Annotated in this window: 17 protein-coding genes; 12 read left to right on the top strand and 5 right to left on the bottom strand. The window is 55.8% G+C overall.

The window, feature by feature from the left end; all coding sequences use genetic code 11:
- Positions 1–172 precede the first annotated feature (172 nt).
- From ACOYA6_RS19430 to tisB, 3 genes are all read right to left on the bottom strand, one after another.
- Positions 173–1,006, bottom strand: a complete 834-nt coding sequence (locus ACOYA6_RS19430; RefSeq protein WP_422655224.1) for an EamA family transporter — start codon at positions 1,004–1,006, stop codon at positions 173–175.
- Positions 1,007–1,068: 62 nt separating this feature from the next.
- On the bottom strand, positions 1,069–1,515 hold the full coding sequence (locus tag ACOYA6_RS19435) for a GNAT family N-acetyltransferase (protein ID WP_422655225.1): 447 nt from the start codon (positions 1,513–1,515) through the stop codon (positions 1,069–1,071).
- A 66-nt stretch (positions 1,516–1,581) separates the two neighbouring features.
- Complete coding sequence (gene tisB, locus ACOYA6_RS19440; protein WP_039032257.1) at positions 1,582–1,671, bottom strand: type I toxin-antitoxin system toxin TisB; 90 nt, start codon at positions 1,669–1,671, stop codon at positions 1,582–1,584.
- 701 nt (positions 1,672–2,372) lie between these two features.
- On the opposite strand from tisB, the gene ACOYA6_RS19445 reads away from it, so the two are divergent.
- The 5 genes from ACOYA6_RS19445 (at position 2,373) to ilvN (ending at position 6,047) form a co-directional block, all read left to right on the top strand.
- A complete protein-coding gene (locus ACOYA6_RS19445) occupies positions 2,373–3,086 on the top strand; it encodes a hypothetical protein (protein WP_138370928.1) in 714 nt (237 codons plus the stop codon).
- A 196-nt stretch (positions 3,087–3,282) separates the two neighbouring features.
- Positions 3,283–3,762 (top strand): Hcp family type VI secretion system effector, encoded by a 480-nt coding sequence (locus ACOYA6_RS19450; RefSeq protein ID WP_138370926.1) that lies wholly within the window; start codon positions 3,283–3,285, stop codon positions 3,760–3,762.
- 107 nt (positions 3,763–3,869) lie between these two features.
- Positions 3,870–3,968 (top strand): ilvB operon leader peptide IvbL, encoded by a 99-nt coding sequence (gene ivbL, locus ACOYA6_RS19455; protein ID WP_138370925.1) that lies wholly within the window; start codon positions 3,870–3,872, stop codon positions 3,966–3,968.
- A gap of 99 nt (positions 3,969–4,067) precedes the next feature.
- The gene (gene ilvB, locus ACOYA6_RS19460) at positions 4,068–5,756 is read left to right on the top strand and encodes an acetolactate synthase large subunit (protein ID WP_039032258.1); all 1,689 of its coding nucleotides are present in this window, start codon (positions 4,068–4,070) and stop codon (positions 5,754–5,756) included.
- A 3-nt stretch (positions 5,757–5,759) separates the two neighbouring features.
- Positions 5,760–6,047, top strand: coding sequence for an acetolactate synthase small subunit (gene ilvN, locus ACOYA6_RS19465; protein ID WP_039032259.1), 288 nt, complete (start codon positions 5,760–5,762; stop codon positions 6,045–6,047).
- A gap of 1 nt (position 6,048) precedes the next feature.
- Here the strand turns inward: ilvN and ACOYA6_RS19470 are convergent, their stop codons facing one another.
- Positions 6,049–6,840, bottom strand: a complete 792-nt coding sequence (locus ACOYA6_RS19470; protein ID WP_223075656.1) for a DeoR family transcriptional regulator — start codon at positions 6,838–6,840, stop codon at positions 6,049–6,051.
- A 323-nt stretch (positions 6,841–7,163) separates the two neighbouring features.
- Here ACOYA6_RS19470 and rbsK point away from each other — a divergent pair, with 323 nt between their 5' ends.
- The 4 genes from rbsK to ACOYA6_RS19490 all read left to right on the top strand — a co-directional run bounded on the left by rbsK (position 7,164) and on the right by ACOYA6_RS19490 (position 11,617).
- Positions 7,164–8,084 (top strand): ribokinase, encoded by a 921-nt coding sequence (rbsK, locus tag ACOYA6_RS19475; RefSeq protein WP_039032261.1) that lies wholly within the window; start codon positions 7,164–7,166, stop codon positions 8,082–8,084.
- A 29-nt stretch (positions 8,085–8,113) separates the two neighbouring features.
- On the top strand, positions 8,114–9,430 hold the full coding sequence (fucP, locus tag ACOYA6_RS19480) for an L-fucose:H+ symporter permease (protein ID WP_039032262.1): 1,317 nt from the start codon (positions 8,114–8,116) through the stop codon (positions 9,428–9,430).
- Between the two features lie 11 nt (positions 9,431–9,441).
- Entirely contained in the window at positions 9,442–10,452 is a 1,011-nt protein-coding gene (locus tag ACOYA6_RS19485; RefSeq protein WP_422655226.1) for an aldose 1-epimerase family protein, read from the top strand.
- A gap of 160 nt (positions 10,453–10,612) precedes the next feature.
- A complete protein-coding gene (locus ACOYA6_RS19490) occupies positions 10,613–11,617 on the top strand; it encodes an alpha/beta fold hydrolase (protein ID WP_422655227.1) in 1,005 nt (334 codons plus the stop codon).
- On the opposite strand, the gene ACOYA6_RS19495 is transcribed toward ACOYA6_RS19490, so the two are convergent.
- Positions 11,605–12,507 (bottom strand): LysR family transcriptional regulator, encoded by a 903-nt coding sequence (locus ACOYA6_RS19495; protein ID WP_422655228.1) that lies wholly within the window; start codon positions 12,505–12,507, stop codon positions 11,605–11,607. The two genes, ACOYA6_RS19490 and ACOYA6_RS19495, sit on opposite strands and share 13 nt — an antisense overlap.
- Before the next feature lie 100 nt (positions 12,508–12,607).
- On the opposite strand from ACOYA6_RS19495, the gene ACOYA6_RS19500 reads away from it, so the two are divergent.
- The 3 genes from ACOYA6_RS19500 (at position 12,608) to nepI (ending at position 15,026) form a co-directional block, all read left to right on the top strand.
- The gene (locus ACOYA6_RS19500; RefSeq protein WP_039032266.1) at positions 12,608–13,060 is read left to right on the top strand and encodes a DUF1198 domain-containing protein; all 453 of its coding nucleotides are present in this window, start codon (positions 12,608–12,610) and stop codon (positions 13,058–13,060) included.
- 97 nt (positions 13,061–13,157) lie between these two features.
- On the top strand, positions 13,158–13,667 hold the full coding sequence (locus ACOYA6_RS19505) for an SRPBCC domain-containing protein (RefSeq protein ID WP_039032267.1): 510 nt from the start codon (positions 13,158–13,160) through the stop codon (positions 13,665–13,667).
- A gap of 168 nt (positions 13,668–13,835) precedes the next feature.
- Entirely contained in the window at positions 13,836–15,026 is a 1,191-nt protein-coding gene (gene nepI, locus ACOYA6_RS19510; RefSeq protein ID WP_039032268.1) for a purine ribonucleoside efflux pump NepI, read from the top strand.
- Positions 15,027–15,091 lie beyond the last annotated feature (65 nt).

Raw genomic sequence — 15,091 nt, forward strand, 5'->3', positions numbered from 1 at the left:
GCTGAATACTTTTGCCAAAAGTGAGAAATAAAGAATAAGTGACTGCACATTCCCATAAATGCGCGAGGAATCTACCACAGTGAGATGACAAGTTAAGCCTTGCGGTGGTGAATGGAGGAGGGCAGAAAGGCAGGATAAGTAAACAAGAACGGCAACTAATGTTGCCAGCGGATCAGGCCAGGCGCAGCAGCATTGCGCCAGCGGCAATGCCCACCGCGGCCGCGATGCGCAGTGCGGCAACCCGCTCTTTTAAAAGTATAAAAGCGATAAGCGCGCCAAAAAGGATTGAGGTTTCACGCAAGGCCGCCACTACCGCCAGCGGTGCCTGAGTCATCGCCCAGAGCGCCAGCCCGTAGGAGCCCATGGTGGCCACGCCGCCGAGCAGCCCCTTTTTCCAGTGCAGGCGCAGGTAGCCGGACGCCTCCCGGCGGTGCGTCACCATCGCCCAGCACAGCAGGCAGAAGCCGTTCATAAAGAAGGTCCAGAACGTGTAGCCCAGGGCGGTATTCGATAACCGTACTCCGGTGCCGTCCACCAGGGTATACCCGGCGATAAAGCAGGCGTTAATCTGCGCCAGCCAGATCCCCTTGCGCGATTGCATTCGGCCGTTTATCGCCATCACCAGAATCGACAGACAGATAACGACGATGCCGGTCCATGCCAGCCCGGATAACGTATCGCCCAGGGTGAACACGCTAATCAAGGCCACCAGCAGCGGCGCGGTGCCGCGCATCAGCGGGTAGGTCTGGCTCATATCGGAGACCTGATAGGTCTTCGCCACCAGCACCGTGTAGACCACCTGCAGTGCACAGGAGACGATCAAATAAGGCCAGCTGGCCATTGAGGGCTGGGGAGAGAAAGGGAGGCAGATCAGGGCGATAAGCGTTGCGAAGCCGCTCACACTGATGGCGGAGTAGAGTTTGTCCGTCCCGGCTTTGACGATGGCGTTCCAGCTGGCGTGCAGCAGCGCGGCAAAAAGCAGAATGCAGAAAACGGTCAGGGTCATGGCGTGTCTGGTGATGTATTGTCACCAGAACTTAACATTCATGGCTGAGGTGTGCCAGCCAGTTACACCGCGCAGAACAGGCGGTGCGTCACGCGCGGCTCACCCACGACCAGCGTAAAGCCAGCCCGCTGGTAGAAGGTCCAGGCGGTCTGGGGCGCATGGGTATTGAGAAAATCGAACCAGACGCTGGCATCGGCCATCACCACGGCGAGCAGCTGTTTGCCGATACCCAGTCCCCGGCAGCTTTCGCTGATATAGAGATGGCGGATACGACCAGCCCGCGGCTGCTGGCTGAACGGATCGCGGTTTAGCCCGCAAATTCCCACCAGTTTGCCGTTCAGAAACGCCCCCAGCAGCTTTTCACCCGGGGCGTTAAAGCGATTTTCACCCCGTTCCCAGTTCTCTTCGAGCCTGCGCAGCATATTGAAGTTGAGCGCGGTGCTCTCGGTTTTCAGCGCGATATACCCCGGTTCATCCGGCGTGACAGGCTCAATTAACAAACGCAACATAGCGCATTCCTTCGTTATTAAAGAGGGGCGGTTTCCCGCCCCTCTTCGGTGCGGCTTGAACCTGAATCACTTAACGTATTTCAGGACAGCATCAAGCAGTTGCAGTGCTGCAACAATGAGTTTGAGGATAAGTACAACCATATCCACTACGCTCATACGCGTCTCCTCTGGTTAAGGAGCACGATGCTGGCGTACCTTTCCGCCGCCTGTGACCAGCACCTTTGTTGACGTAACACAGTGTGCTCAGGTGGGGAGTGGAGGCGCTGACGGCACCACCCGTTTCAGCCAGGACTTCGTTGCGCCGGTGTACTACGAGCGGCTCCCCTCACACCCTGTGAACACACCCAGTATAGATAAATACTGTATATATGAACAGTAATTTATGGACAAAATCTGAAGCGCGATCCATACTCAAATGCGTCAAAATTCGTGCCGAAAATTGCGCGTTCCTGTGCGATCGCGTATACTTCGTGCGTTGACGTAACACAGTGTGCTCTGCGGTTACCAGCCGCAAACGCTGTAAAAAAAACCTCGCTCCGGCGGGGTTTTTTGTTTTTGGCCTACCTAAAAAAATGCCTGTAGACTTATTGGAAATGGATGCGGTTGGTATGCGTTATTCTTTAATTATTCATTTGATAATTTCTACATAGATATTATTTATTTAACATGATTATAAGATGCAAAATAAACTACTAATACCTATCATAAATTCATGCTGTATCGCGTATAACAGTAATAAATAACATTGGCTCAAATCATTTTTGACATGAATATATATTAAAATAAATCTCAATTGTTTGAATCACTCTTCTTTTCAATGTATGTTTCCATAACCTTACATATTGTGCGTATACGTTATGAAAGCATCCGATTATTTAAAGATGAAGTTCCAGAGCGACAGGCAATTGGCTATTTATGGCCAGCAAGGCGTTGCAGGAACATGGAAAGCATTAAAGGGGATTGGCACTGATATTTACTCAGGAATTGAGCGTGTAAGTTGGTACTCATCATGCGTAATCCCCAGCTATCACGATGTGTGTGATGAGCTTCTCTCAGAAGAAAAGAGGATGTACCTGTCCATTGTATCTCTTTATCGCTATCGCGATGTAATAGCTCATATGCTCTATCTTTATTTTGCAAGCGTTATAACCGATTCTCAAAAGGAAAACGAACAAAATCGCGTTCGTCAAATGGATTCAAAAGTAACCGGGCTTGTTACAATTATATCGACAAGCAAGGCAACGCGCCTAGCAATAGCATGGGGACTGGCAAAATCTCTTTCCGAATCCGGCCTACTCTCAGAAATCGTCGTTGAACGACTGGCTCGACGCATACCTAACGTTGTTATGGCTCTTCAACTTATTGGCACGGAACAGAAATGCGCTCTTGCTGCCCGTCGCCTGAAAACATTGGACCCTAATTATTACGCGACCCTCTATGCTGCACAACTGGAGATGCTTTACTACTTTATTGATCCTTTCCTTTCTGAAATTATTAAGAAGGTGAAAATGGGATTCTATAAGAATTTTGATGAAATTTATAACGATTTAAAGGACAAGAGACATGTTTAAGAGCCTGCTCTCGATTCTATTTTCAGATTTTTTATTCCCCGTTTATATTTTTGCATGCGCCTCTTTGTTCCTGTGGTTGGTACCTAACCACTGGGTATTACTAACCTTCATTGCAATCGTAGTATTTGTCATTGTTCATCCGATAATTTTCGGACGATTTGATAAGTATGATTGAATTTTATAAAAAGGAGTTTTTATGTCAAACCCGGCTTATTTATTTCTAACCGATGAAAATGGTTCTCAAATGGTTGGCTCTTGCTTTGTTTCAGGGCGTGAAGGTGCTATTGAGCTCAAATCGTTCACTCATAATGTTAATATCCCAGTCGACGGGAATACCGGGAAGTTGACGGGCACGCGCATACATATGCCCGTCATGTTTCAGAAGGAATTTGATCGTGTAACCCCGATTTTATTTCGGGCGTTAAGTACAGGGAAAACGCTACAGTCAGCCACGATTAAGATGTACCAGATTAATGAGGCAGGTTTAGAACACGAGTATTTTAATATCCTCCTGGAGAATGTAAAAATAACCTCAATCACACCAGATCTGTATCCAGGCGCAAACACCGGAACACACCTTGAAACGGTTCTGATGCGCTATGAAAAAATCACCTGGAAGCATTGCGATGGCAATGTCATCTATAGTGACGCATGGAATGAGCGAGCAACGTACTGAAACGTGATCCCTGACGCATTTTCAGGCAGATGAAAATAATTCCATTGTCTCGTCTGTAAACCTGTGCTTGTATAAATCCACTCAATGATTCCAGAGACAGGTTCCTAATGACCTCTTCCATGCTGACCTCGACCCTACTAAAAACTGCGCACCCAGCCGCAGTGGTCGTCGTGCGTGTGGTGGTCGTCGTCGGCAATGCGCCGTAGGGACTGGATCAACACACGATTCCAAACCCCGCCGGCGCAAACCGGCGGGGTTTTTGTTTAAAGCCTCCCGGAAAGTCGGCCCATAAGAAGGACTGGAGCATGGCAAGTTCGGGCACAACATCACACAAGACGCGTTTCACAGGCGCGCAGTTAATCGTTCATCTGCTGGAACGTCAGGGCATTACCACGGTTGCGGGTATTCCTGGCGGGACGGTACTCCCGCTGTATGACGCCTTAAGCCAGAGCACGCAGATCCGCCACGTGCTGGCGCGACACGAGCAGGGCGCAGGCTTTATCGCCCAGGGCATGGCGCGTACGCAGGGCAAACCGGCGGTCTGTATGGCCTGTAGCGGGCCGGGGGCCACCAACCTGGTGACCGCCATCGCCGATGCGCGCCTCGACTCCATCCCGTTAGTCTGCATTACCGGCCAGGTGCCCGCCTCGATGATCGGCACCGACGCATTTCAGGAAGTAGACACCTACGGCATCTCTATCCCCATCACCAAGCACAACTACTTAGTGCGTGATATCAGCGAATTACCGCAGGTTATCAGCGATGCGTTCCGCATCGCCCAGTCCGGTCGTCCGGGTCCGGTGTGGATAGACATTCCTAAGGATGTGCAGACCGCTGAAATTGAGATCGACGTGCTGCCTGAGCCGGGCACCCGCGCGCCATCGCCGGCATTCAGCGCTGACAGCGTGCGCGAAGCCGCAGCCATGATTAACGCCGCGCAGCGCCCGGTGCTCTATCTGGGCGGCGGGGTGATTGATGCGCCTGACGCGGTGCGCAGCCTGGCTGAAAAAGCGAATCTGCCGACCACCATGACCCTGATGGCGCTGGGCATGCTGCCAAAAGCGCACCCGCTGTCGCTGGGCATGCTCGGGATGCACGGCGCGCGCAGCACCAACTTTATTCTGCAGGAAGCCGATCTGCTGATCGTTCTCGGGGCGCGTTTTGATGACCGGGCGATTGGCAAAACCGAGCAGTTCTGCCCGAACGCCAAAATCATTCACGTGGATATCGACCGCGCGGAGCTGGGTAAAATCAAGCAGCCGCACGTGGCGATTCAGGGCGATGTTAACGAGGTGCTGGCGCAGCTGCTGCCGCACATTGATGCCACCCCGCGCACCGCGTGGCGTGAGCAGGTGAGCGGCCTGCAGCAGGAGTTCCCGGGGGCCATCCCGACTGAAGGCGATCCGCTGAGCCACTACGGGCTGATTAACGCCGTAGCCGCCTGCGTGGACGACAGCGCCATCATCACCACCGATGTGGGCCAGCATCAGATGTGGACTGCCCAGGCCTATCCGCTGAACCGTCCGCGCCAGTGGCTGACCTCCGGCGGGCTGGGCACCATGGGCTTTGGCCTGCCTGCGGCGGTGGGTGCTGCGCTGGCGAACCCGGATCGCAAGGTGATCTGCTTCTCCGGCGACGGCAGCCTGATGATGAACATTCAGGAGATGGCCACCGCGGCGGAAAACCAGCTGGATGTGAAAATCATCCTGATGAATAACGAGGCGCTGGGCCTGGTGCATCAGCAGCAGAGCCTGTTCTACAAGCAGGGGGTGTTTGCCGCCACCTATCCGGGCACGATCAACTTTATGCAGATTGCCGCCGGGTTTGGCCTTTACACCTGCGATCTGAACGCCGAAGCGGATGCGCAGGCCGCGCTGCAGGAGGCGATTTCACGTCCGGGTCCGGCCCTGATCCACGTGCGTATCGATCCACAACAAAAAGTTTATCCGATGGTACCGCCGGGTGCGGCCAATACAGAAATGGTGGGGGAATAAGCCATGCAGAAGCAAAATGATAACGTCATTCTGGAACTCACCGTCCGCAACCACCCTGGCGTCATGACCCACGTGTGCGGGCTGTTTGCCCGCCGGGCGTTCAACGTGGAAGGCATTCTTTGTTTGCCCATTCAGGGCAGCGAGCACAGCCGCATCTGGCTGCTGGTGAATGACGATCAGCGTCTGGAGCAGATGATGGCCCAGATCGACAAGCTGGAAGACGTGGTGAAAGTGGTACGTAACCAGTCCGATCCGACTATGTTTAACAAAATTGCGGTGTTCTTCGAGTAACTTACTCCCCGGCGGCGTCCGGGGTAATAATCTTCACAAAACCGTTCCGGCAGTGGGCCGGATAGTCTGCCGGAAGCGGGCGGTCGCTGATCAGCACGTCAAACGCCGACAGCGGCCCGATGCTGGCGGGCGCCACTTCATCAAACAGGGCGTAGCGGGCCAGCAGGATCTTACGGATACCGTGCTGAATGGCTTTGCGCTTGGTGGCCAGGTCGTCAAGGTTAAACCAGGTCACGCCGTAGTGCTCATGCACGCCGCTGGCCGAGATAAACACCTTGCGCGGGTTGAGGGAGTCCAGCACCGACGGGTTGCTGGTGTCGTAAAACGCATCGCTTTTTGCCCGGTAGGTGCCGCCGCACAGGATCGCGGTGGCGTTCGGTTTCTCATTGAGCGCCATAAACACGCGATGGGAATAGCAGATGCCGGTAAAGGTGATGTCGTCGGGGATCATGCTGATGACCAGCGGCATTTCCGGGCCATTATCGAAAAACACTAAATCGTTTTCCGCCACCATGCCAGCCGCCAGAATGGCGATCGGCAGGTCGTCGGGATGATGCGTCTGGCTGCGCACCACGGGTGCTGCGGGGGCGGTGGCCGGTTTATTGACCATCACGATATAGCCGCCCAGCAGGGTGAGGGGCAGGACGGTATCATGGTTGTCCGGGCTGAGATCGCGTCGGATGGTCATGACGGAGACTTCCAGCATCCGGGCGGCATCTTTCAGGTGAATGCGGTCGGTTTTCTTTAACAGCTCAACCAGACGCCGGATTCGTTCTTTTTGCTTCGTCTCCATTCACCCTCTCCGCACGGTGTGATGTTCCTTAAAACACATTGATGATGCGTCAGGAACATTTTTGTTGCGTCATACTATACTGCCGCCCGGCCGGAAAGAAAAGTCACTTCTCAAACTGCGTTTACCACTCAATCTATTGTAATTAATGGTTTAATTTGGAATTCCCGTCGTTACATCTCACTTTCCACTCCGCGAGTTGATTAATCATTAAACAGCGTTAATGGATCTGCTAATCGCGATCGCAGTCACAAATGATACGGAAATAACATGATAATGTTGCGATAATATCATTGTTATGTGATTGTTTCAGAGAGGTAGTAAACATGGATATCGCGGTTATCGGCTCCAACATGGTGGATCTCATCACCTACATTAATCAGATGCCGAAAGAGGGCGAAACCCTCGAAGCCCCGGCCTTTAAGATTGGCTGTGGCGGCAAAGGGGCGAATCAGGCGGTGGCAGCAGCCAAGCTCAACTCAAAAGTGATGATGCTCACCAAAGTCGGTGACGATATCTTTGCCGATAACACCATCCGTAACCTGGAATCCTGGGGCATCAATACCACCTATGTGGAAAAAGTGCCGTGCACCAGCAGCGGCGTGGCGCCCATCTTTGTGAACGCCAACTCCAGCAACAGCATTCTGATTGTGAAGGGTGCCAATAAATTCCTCTCGCCGGAAGATATCGACCGCGCGGCAGACGATCTGAAAAAGTGTCAGCTTATTGTCCTGCAGCTCGAAGTGCAGCTTGAGACGGTTTATCACGCCATTGAGTTTGGTAAAAAGCATGGTATTCAGGTGTTATTAAATCCGGCCCCGGCGCTGCGTGAATTAGACATGTCCTACGCCTGTAAATGTGATTTCTTTGTGCCGAATGAAACCGAGCTGGAAATTCTGACCGGTATGCCGGTAAACACTTACGAGAATATTTGCCTGGCTGCCCGCTCGCTGGTGGATAAAGGGCTGAACAATATTATCGTCACCATGGGTGAAAAAGGGGCGCTGTGGCTCACCCGTGATAAAGAAGTCGTGGTCCCGGCCTTTAAAGTGAATGCCGTCGACACCAGCGGAGCGGGCGATGCCTTTATTGGCTGTTTTGCCCACTATTACGTCCAGAGCGGCAACGTCGAAGCCGCCATGAAAAAAGCAGCTCTCTTTGCCGCGTTCAGCGTCACCGGGAAAGGCACTCAGTCGTCTTACCCCAGCATTGAACAATTCAATGAGTTCCTGGCATTGAACGAATAATAAAACCCTGCGAAATAAAAGGTAGCACTATGAACGATAAAAACATCATTCAGATGCCTGACGGCTATCTGAATAAAACCCCTCTGTTCCAGTTTATTTTGTTATCCTGCTTATTCCCGTTATGGGGATGCGCTGCTGCTTTAAATGATATTTTAATTACGCAATTTAAAAGCGTCTTTGCACTGAGTAATTTTGCTTCGGCGCTGGTGCAAAGCGCGTTTTATGGCGGCTATTTCCTTATTGCTATTCCTGCCTCGCTGGTCATTAAAAAGACCAGCTATAAAGTGGCGATCTTAATCGGCTTAACGCTTTATATTGTGGGCTGCACGCTCTTTTTCCCCGCCTCGCACATGGCAACCTACACCATGTTCCTGGCGGCGATCTTTGCCATCGCTATCGGTCTGAGCTTCCTCGAAACGGCGGCTAACACCTACAGCTCGATGATCGGCCCGAAAGCCTACGCCACGCTGCGCCTGAACGTCAGCCAGACCTTCTACCCGATTGGCGCTGCCGCCGGCATCCTGCTGGGTAAATATCTGGTCTTTTCCGAAGGCGACAGCCTGGAAAAACAGATGGCGGGCATGAACGCCGAGCAGATCCACAACTTTAAGATTTTGATGCTGGAGAACACCCTGGAGCCCTACAGGTACATGATTATGGTCCTGGTGGTGGTGATGGTGCTGTTCCTGTTAACCCGCTTCCCGACCTGCAAAGTGGCGCAAACCGCGGAGCATAAACGGCCGTCGGCGATGGATACCCTGCGCTACCTCGCCACCAATGCCCGCTTCCGTCGCGGTATTGTGGCGCAGTTCCTCTATGTGGGCATGCAGGTGGCGGTGTGGTCGTTCACCATCCGTCTGGCGCTGGAGCTGGGCGATATTAACGAGCGCGATGCCTCTAACTTCATGGTCTACAGCTTTGCCTGCTTCTTCATCGGCAAGTTTGTCGCCAACATTCTGATGACCCGCTTTAACCCGGCGAAGGTGCTGATCATGTACTCGGTGATCGGCGCGCTGTTCCTGGCTTACGTGGCGCTGGCCCCGAGCTTCAGCGCGGTCTATGTCGCGGTGCTGGTGAGCATTCTCTTCGGGCCATGCTGGGCAACCATCTACGCTGGGACCCTGGATACCGTGGACAACGAGCATACTGAAATGGCCGGGGCGGTGATCGTAATGGCGATTGTCGGCGCGGCGGTAGTGCCAGCGGTGCAGGGCTATGTGGCCGATCTGTTCCACTCCCTGCAGGCCTCGTTCCTGGTATCGATGCTGTGCTTTGTTTATGTGGGCTTCTACTTCTGGCGTGAGAGCAAAGTGCGCCGCGAGCTGACCGAAGCCACCGCTTCCTGAGGAGGATCACCATGACGCAACTTCCCCTGTGGCGCGCGCTCTTTACCGAACAGCCGCGCACCCTGCTGCAAAACGATGACTTCACGGTAACGGCGTTTCGCTACGCCAATGGCGTGGAGGGGCTGCGGGTGCAAAACCGCCGCGGTCATCTGGTGATCCTGCCCTGGCTGGGGCAGATGATCTGGGATGCGGAGTTCGACGGCCACGACCTGACGATGCGCAATATGTTCAGCCAGCCTAAAGCGGCAAAAGAGGTGGTCGAAACCTATGGCTGCTTCGCCTTCCACTCTGGCCTGCTGGCGAATGGCTGCCCGTCGCCGGAGGACAGCCATCCGCTGCACGGCGAAATGCCCTGTGCGGCCATGGATGAAGCCTGGCTGGTGCTGACCGACGACAGCCTGACGGTGACCGGGCGCTATGAGTATGTGATGGGATTTGGTCATCACTACCAGGCGCAGCCCGCCGTCACGCTGCGCAAGGACAGCGCCCTGTTCGATATCGCCATGTCAGTAACCAACCTGGCGTCGGTGCCGATGCCGCTCCAGTACATGTGCCACATGAACTATGCCTACGTGGCGGGGGCGACCTTCAGCCAGAACGTGCCGGATGAGGCGATCGCGCTGCGGGAGTCGATTCCGGCACACGTGAAGCCCACAGAACAGTGGCTGGCGTTCAATCAGCGTTTGCAGCAGGGCGAAGCCTCCCTGAAGGCGCTGGACGAGCCGCACTATTACGATCCGGAAATCGTCTTTTTTGCCGACAGGCTCGATCGCTACACCGCACAACCGGAGTTTCGCATGATCGCCCCGGATGGCGTCACGTTCGTGACCCGCTTTGCCAGCGCGGAGCTGAATTACGCCACCCGCTGGATCCTCTACAACGGCGACCAGCAGGTGGCGGCCTTCGTGCTCCCCGCCACCTGTCGTCCGGAAGGGTTCCTCGCGGCCCGGCGTAGCGGCAGCCTGATTGAACTGGCTCCGGCTGAAACCCGCCGTTTTACGGTGACAACCGGGATCCTCTGACGGCGACAGTGCCGGATGGCGTTACGCCGCCATCCGGCGCTTTCACACCCTTGCCCTGGCTTTACCCCGCTTTACACACCCGCCCTGCCTCATGCTCTACAGTTTTATTTCGCTGCCGCCTTTCGCGCAGCCTTAGCCCCTTTGCTAATGGAGAGCTTGCATGTTGACCCGACGATTGTCCTGCCTGGCGCTGCTGGTGGCGCTTGCCTCACCCGCGATGGCTGCGGATACCCCCGCCTACGGCGAGAAGCTGGAAGGTTTTGACTACGCCTGGCCGGTGAAACACTTCACCTTTACCTCGCAAAACCAGTCTCTGGATATGGCTTATCTGGACGTGAAGCCGGAAAAAGCCAACAGCCGCACCGTAGTGCTGATGCACGGTAAAAACTTCTGCGCCGGTACCTGGGATGCCACCATCCGGGCCCTTACCGCCAGCGGCTACCGCGTAGTGGCTCCCGATCAGATCGGTTTTTGCAAATCCACCAAGCCCGAGCGGTATCAGTACACTTTCCAGCAGTTGGCGGATAACACCCATGCCTTGCTGAAAGAGCTGGGTATCGATCGTGTCACCGTCATCGGGCACTCCACTGGCGGCATGCTGGCCACCCGCTATGCGCTGATGTGGCCGCAGCAGGTAGAGCAACTGGTGATGGTCAACCCGATTGGCCTTGAGGACTGGAAGGCGCGCGGCGTGCCGCATATCACCGTTGACCAGTGGTATCAGCGCGAGCTGAAAACCAGCGCCGACGGCATCCGCCAGTACGAGAAAAACACCTACTACGCCGGGGAGTGGAAGCCGGAATATGAACGCTGGGTCACTATGCTCGCCGGGCTGAATAACGGGCCGGGCAAAGAGCGCGTGGCCTGGAACTCGGCGCTGCTCTACGACATGATCTATACCCAGCCGGTTATCTATGAATTCAGCGAGCTGAAGATGCCGGTATTATTGATGATCGGCACGAAGGACAACACCGCCATCGGAAAAGATCTCGCCCCGCCTGAGATCCGCAAAACCCTTGGCAACTACGCGGTGCTGGGCAAAGAGACGGCGAAGCGGATCCCACAGGCCACGCTTGTCGAGTTTAACGATATGGGCCACGCCCCGCAGATGCAGGATCCTGCGCGTTTCCACGAGGCGCTGCTGAAGGGGCTTCAGACGCGCTGACTGGTCTCCAGCAGCAACCCGCGCAGCCACGCCTGCGCGGGATTACGGTGCGTTCTTCCGTGCCAGGCCATGCTTTTGGTAAAGCCGGGAACGGGGACGGGTGTCTCGCAGACAAACATCCCCGTCTGATTTTCCGCTATCCGTGACGGCACGGCGGCAATCATATCGCTGATGGCCAGCACGTCCGGCAGCACTAAGAAGTTGCTTACCGAGAGGCCCACGTGCCGCGTCAGACCGATTTTTTCCAGCGCACCATCCGTGACCCCACGAAAACTTTCGCCCTCATAAGAGACCAGCACATGCTCCAGGGCGCAAAATCGCGCCAGGGAGAGCGGTTTGCCCGCGTTCGGATGGTCGGCACGCATCATGCAAACGTACCGTTCATCATAAAGTGCGCGGCTGTGCAATTCGGCCGGTGTGGTGTGCGGGGTGATCAGCGCCACGTCAACGCTGCCCCGCTCAAGCTGGCTGACCAGGCGGTCGGACTCAACGGGTACCACGCGCACGCGGATGGCTGGTGCCCATACCTTAAGCGCAGCAATAAAGGGCACAACCACCGCCCGCAATGCGTAATCGGTGGCGGCGACGGTAAAGGTCAGGCTGGCGCTGAGGGGATCGAACTCGGTGGGCTGCAGCAGGACGTCGATATCCGCCAGGATACGTTTCACCGGCGCGGCCAGCGCTTCTGCGCGGGTGGTCGGTACGATGCCGTGCGGCACGCGGATGAACAGCGGATCGTCAAAGTAATCGCGCAGTCGATTGAGCATGCCGCTGACCGCGGGCTGGGTCAGCGACAGGCGCGCTGCCGCATGGGTGACGCTGCGCTCATCCAGCAGGGCATCCAGGGTTTTTAAAAGATTCAAATCCAGGGTGCGGATATCCGTTTTCATCGCCTTGTACCACCTGTTTTGTGCGCATTAATACGACTTTGTACGCTGTCGACGCGCTGCGTTTCCCGATATTATGCTCGCCTAATCGTAAGGAGAGTGCATGGTCTGGATAATGCTGGCTACGCTTGCCGTGGTGTTTGTGGTGGGCTTTCGCGTAATGACGTCGGGTTCCCGGCGCGCCATTCGCCGTCTCAGCGAACGGCTGGGGATCACCCCTGTGCCGCTGGAGTCGATGATCGACCAGTTTGGCAAAAGCGCCGGCAATGAGTTTATCCGCTACCTTGAACGCCCCGACGAAGCGCATCTGCAAAATGCCGCCCAGGTGCTGCTGATCTGGCAGGTGTGCATTGTCGACAGCAGCGAAAATAATCTTCTTACCTGGTATCGCCTGCTGCGCAAGGCGCGTCTCGCCGCCCCCATCACCGATGCCCAGGTTCGCCTGGCGCTCGGCTTTATGCGCGAAATGGAGCCCGATCCGTACGACCTTAACGCCTTCCAGCTGCGCTATAACCAGCTCTTCCTGCCGGAAGAGGGGGTCTTTTTCCTGCACTGATATCACCAACCGTGATGAGGATTATAAATCATCGTCATTAGATTTATACCACTGCCCGGCGCACCATTGCCTCATCAACAACAGGATGAGGTGAACCATGAAACAATCAGCCATTATCTGGCCGCAGGACTTCCTGCCAGGCACGACCGACAACTTTGCATCCAACGAAATCATCGTCGCCGGGCTGACCGCCCAGGCAGTCTGGGATCAGCTCAATGACACCTCCCGGTGGCCGGGATACTACAGCAATGCCGAAGACATTCGCTTTCACGACGGCAGCGGCCCGGCGTTAAGCGCCAACGCCCGCTTTCGCTTCACTACCTTTGGCTTCCCGGTAGAAGCGCAGATCACTGAATACGTGCCGCCGGTGGCAGGGCAGGCCGCGCGTATTGCCTGGCACGGCTGGGTGGAAGGGGATGCGAATTCGCGCCTCGACGTTATCCACGCCTGGCTGTTTGAAGACTTGCCCGGCAACCGGGTACGCATCCTGACCCAGGAGTCGCAGAAAGGCGTTCCGGCGCAGGAGTTGGCGCGCACCGTGCCGAATCCGATGATCAACGGCCATCAGGAGTGGATTGTCGGGCTGGCGAAGGCGGCGCGAGGGTAATTTTTTGCCCGGTGGCGCTACGCTTACCGGGCCTACGAGACCTGTAGGCCGGTGCAAGCGCAGCGCCGCCCGGCAAAAAGTGCCAAAAGTTGTCTAAACGTTAAATAGATCACACTTTAACTGTTAAACTGCACGGCTTTCCCGCTCGTTTTCTCCTCAGGTGATGCCATGACAGAACAGATCCAATCCGCCCCTTCGCCCCATGCCAAAGCGGTCTCCCGCCCAAACTGGTCGGCGGTTTTTTCCGTGGCGTTTTGCGTCGCCTGCCTGATTACCGTGGAGTTTTTGCCGGTCAGCCTGCTGACGCCGATGGCGCAGGATCTGGGCATTTCCGAAGGGTTGGCGGGTCAGTCCGTCACCGTTACCGCGTTTGTCGCCATGTTTGCCAGCCTGTTCATCACTCAGGCGATTGGCACCACCGATCGCCGCAAGGTGGTGATCCTCTTTTCTGTCCTGCTGACGCTCTCCTGTCTGCTGGTCTCGTTTGCCGATAACTTCACCCTGCTGCTGTTAGGGCGTGCCTGCCTCGGGCTGGGACTCGGTGGGTTCTGGGCGATGTCCGCCTCGCTCACCATGCGCCTGGTGCCGGCGCGTACCGTGCCAAAAGCGCTGTCGGTGATCTTCGGTGCTGTCTCCATCGCGCTGGTGATTGCCGCGCCGCTGGGCAGTTTCCTCGGGGGCATCATCGGCTGGCGCAACGTCTTTAACGGCGCGGCGGTGATGGGCGTGCTCTGTATTCTGTGGGTGTGGAAAGCGCTGCCGTCGCTGCCGGGCGAAGCCGCGCATCACAAGCAGAACATGTTCAGCCTGCTGAAACGCCCCGGCGTACTGGCGGGGATGACCGCCATCTTTATGGCCTTCGCCGGGCAGTTCGCCTTCTTTACCTATATCCGTCCGGTGTTTACGACCCTGGCCGGATTTAACGTCGACGGCCTGACGTTGGTGCTTTTAAGCTTCGGTATCGCCAGCTTTGTCGGCACTTCGCTCTCGGCGCAGTTCCTGAAACGCTCCCTGAAAGTGGCACTGGCGGGCGCACCGCTGGTACTGGCCATTAGCGCTGCCGTGCTGATCCTGTGGGGGAGTGACAAGTGGGTTGCCTCGGCGATTGCCATTATCTGGGGCTTTGCCTTTGCGCTGATCCCGGTGGGCTGGTCGACGTGGATCACCCGTTCCCTTGCCGATCAGGCCGAAAAAGCCGGTTCCATTCAGGTGGCGGTGATCCAGCTGGCGAACACCTGCGGCGCGGCGGTGGGCGGTATCGCGCTGGATAATTTGGGGCTGACATCACCGCTGGTGATTTCCGGTACGCTGATGCTGCTGACGGCCCTGCTGGTGGCGGGGAAAGTGAAGGCGCAATAGCGGAGCCTGCTTTTTATGCTGGTTTATATTTGACGTACCAGCCTCCCTGACTCTGAGATAACCCC

This window comes from Leclercia barmai (assembly GCF_049312895.1).
In the GTDB taxonomy this organism is placed as follows: Bacteria; Pseudomonadota; Gammaproteobacteria; order Enterobacterales; family Enterobacteriaceae; genus Enterobacter; species Enterobacter barmai.

Excerpts from the sequence above, each read along its gene's own strand:
- ACOYA6_RS19430 (WP_422655224.1), bottom strand. The coding sequence starts at position 1,006 with ATGACCCTGACCGTTTTCTGCATTCTGCTTTTTGCCGCGCTGCTGCAC.
- ACOYA6_RS19435 (WP_422655225.1), bottom strand. The coding sequence starts at position 1,515 with ATGTTGCGTTTGTTAATTGAGCCTGTCACGCCGGATGAACCGGGGTAT.
- tisB (WP_039032257.1), bottom strand. The coding sequence starts at position 1,671 with ATGAGCGTAGTGGATATGGTTGTACTTATCCTCAAACTCATTGTTGCA.
- ACOYA6_RS19445 (WP_138370928.1), top strand. The coding sequence starts at position 2,373 with ATGAAAGCATCCGATTATTTAAAGATGAAGTTCCAGAGCGACAGGCAA.
- ACOYA6_RS19450 (WP_138370926.1), top strand. The coding sequence starts at position 3,283 with ATGTCAAACCCGGCTTATTTATTTCTAACCGATGAAAATGGTTCTCAA.
- ivbL (WP_138370925.1), top strand. The coding sequence starts at position 3,870 with ATGACCTCTTCCATGCTGACCTCGACCCTACTAAAAACTGCGCACCCA.
- ilvB (WP_039032258.1), top strand. The coding sequence starts at position 4,068 with ATGGCAAGTTCGGGCACAACATCACACAAGACGCGTTTCACAGGCGCG.
- ilvN (WP_039032259.1), top strand. The coding sequence starts at position 5,760 with ATGCAGAAGCAAAATGATAACGTCATTCTGGAACTCACCGTCCGCAAC.
- ACOYA6_RS19470 (WP_223075656.1), bottom strand. The coding sequence starts at position 6,840 with ATGGAGACGAAGCAAAAAGAACGAATCCGGCGTCTGGTTGAGCTGTTA.
- rbsK (WP_039032261.1), top strand. The coding sequence starts at position 7,164 with ATGGATATCGCGGTTATCGGCTCCAACATGGTGGATCTCATCACCTAC.
- fucP (WP_039032262.1), top strand. The coding sequence starts at position 8,114 with ATGAACGATAAAAACATCATTCAGATGCCTGACGGCTATCTGAATAAA.
- ACOYA6_RS19485 (WP_422655226.1), top strand. The coding sequence starts at position 9,442 with ATGACGCAACTTCCCCTGTGGCGCGCGCTCTTTACCGAACAGCCGCGC.
- ACOYA6_RS19490 (WP_422655227.1), top strand. The coding sequence starts at position 10,613 with ATGTTGACCCGACGATTGTCCTGCCTGGCGCTGCTGGTGGCGCTTGCC.
- ACOYA6_RS19495 (WP_422655228.1), bottom strand. The coding sequence starts at position 12,507 with ATGAAAACGGATATCCGCACCCTGGATTTGAATCTTTTAAAAACCCTG.
- ACOYA6_RS19500 (WP_039032266.1), top strand. The coding sequence starts at position 12,608 with ATGGTCTGGATAATGCTGGCTACGCTTGCCGTGGTGTTTGTGGTGGGC.
- ACOYA6_RS19505 (WP_039032267.1), top strand. The coding sequence starts at position 13,158 with ATGAAACAATCAGCCATTATCTGGCCGCAGGACTTCCTGCCAGGCACG.
- nepI (WP_039032268.1), top strand. The coding sequence starts at position 13,836 with ATGACAGAACAGATCCAATCCGCCCCTTCGCCCCATGCCAAAGCGGTC.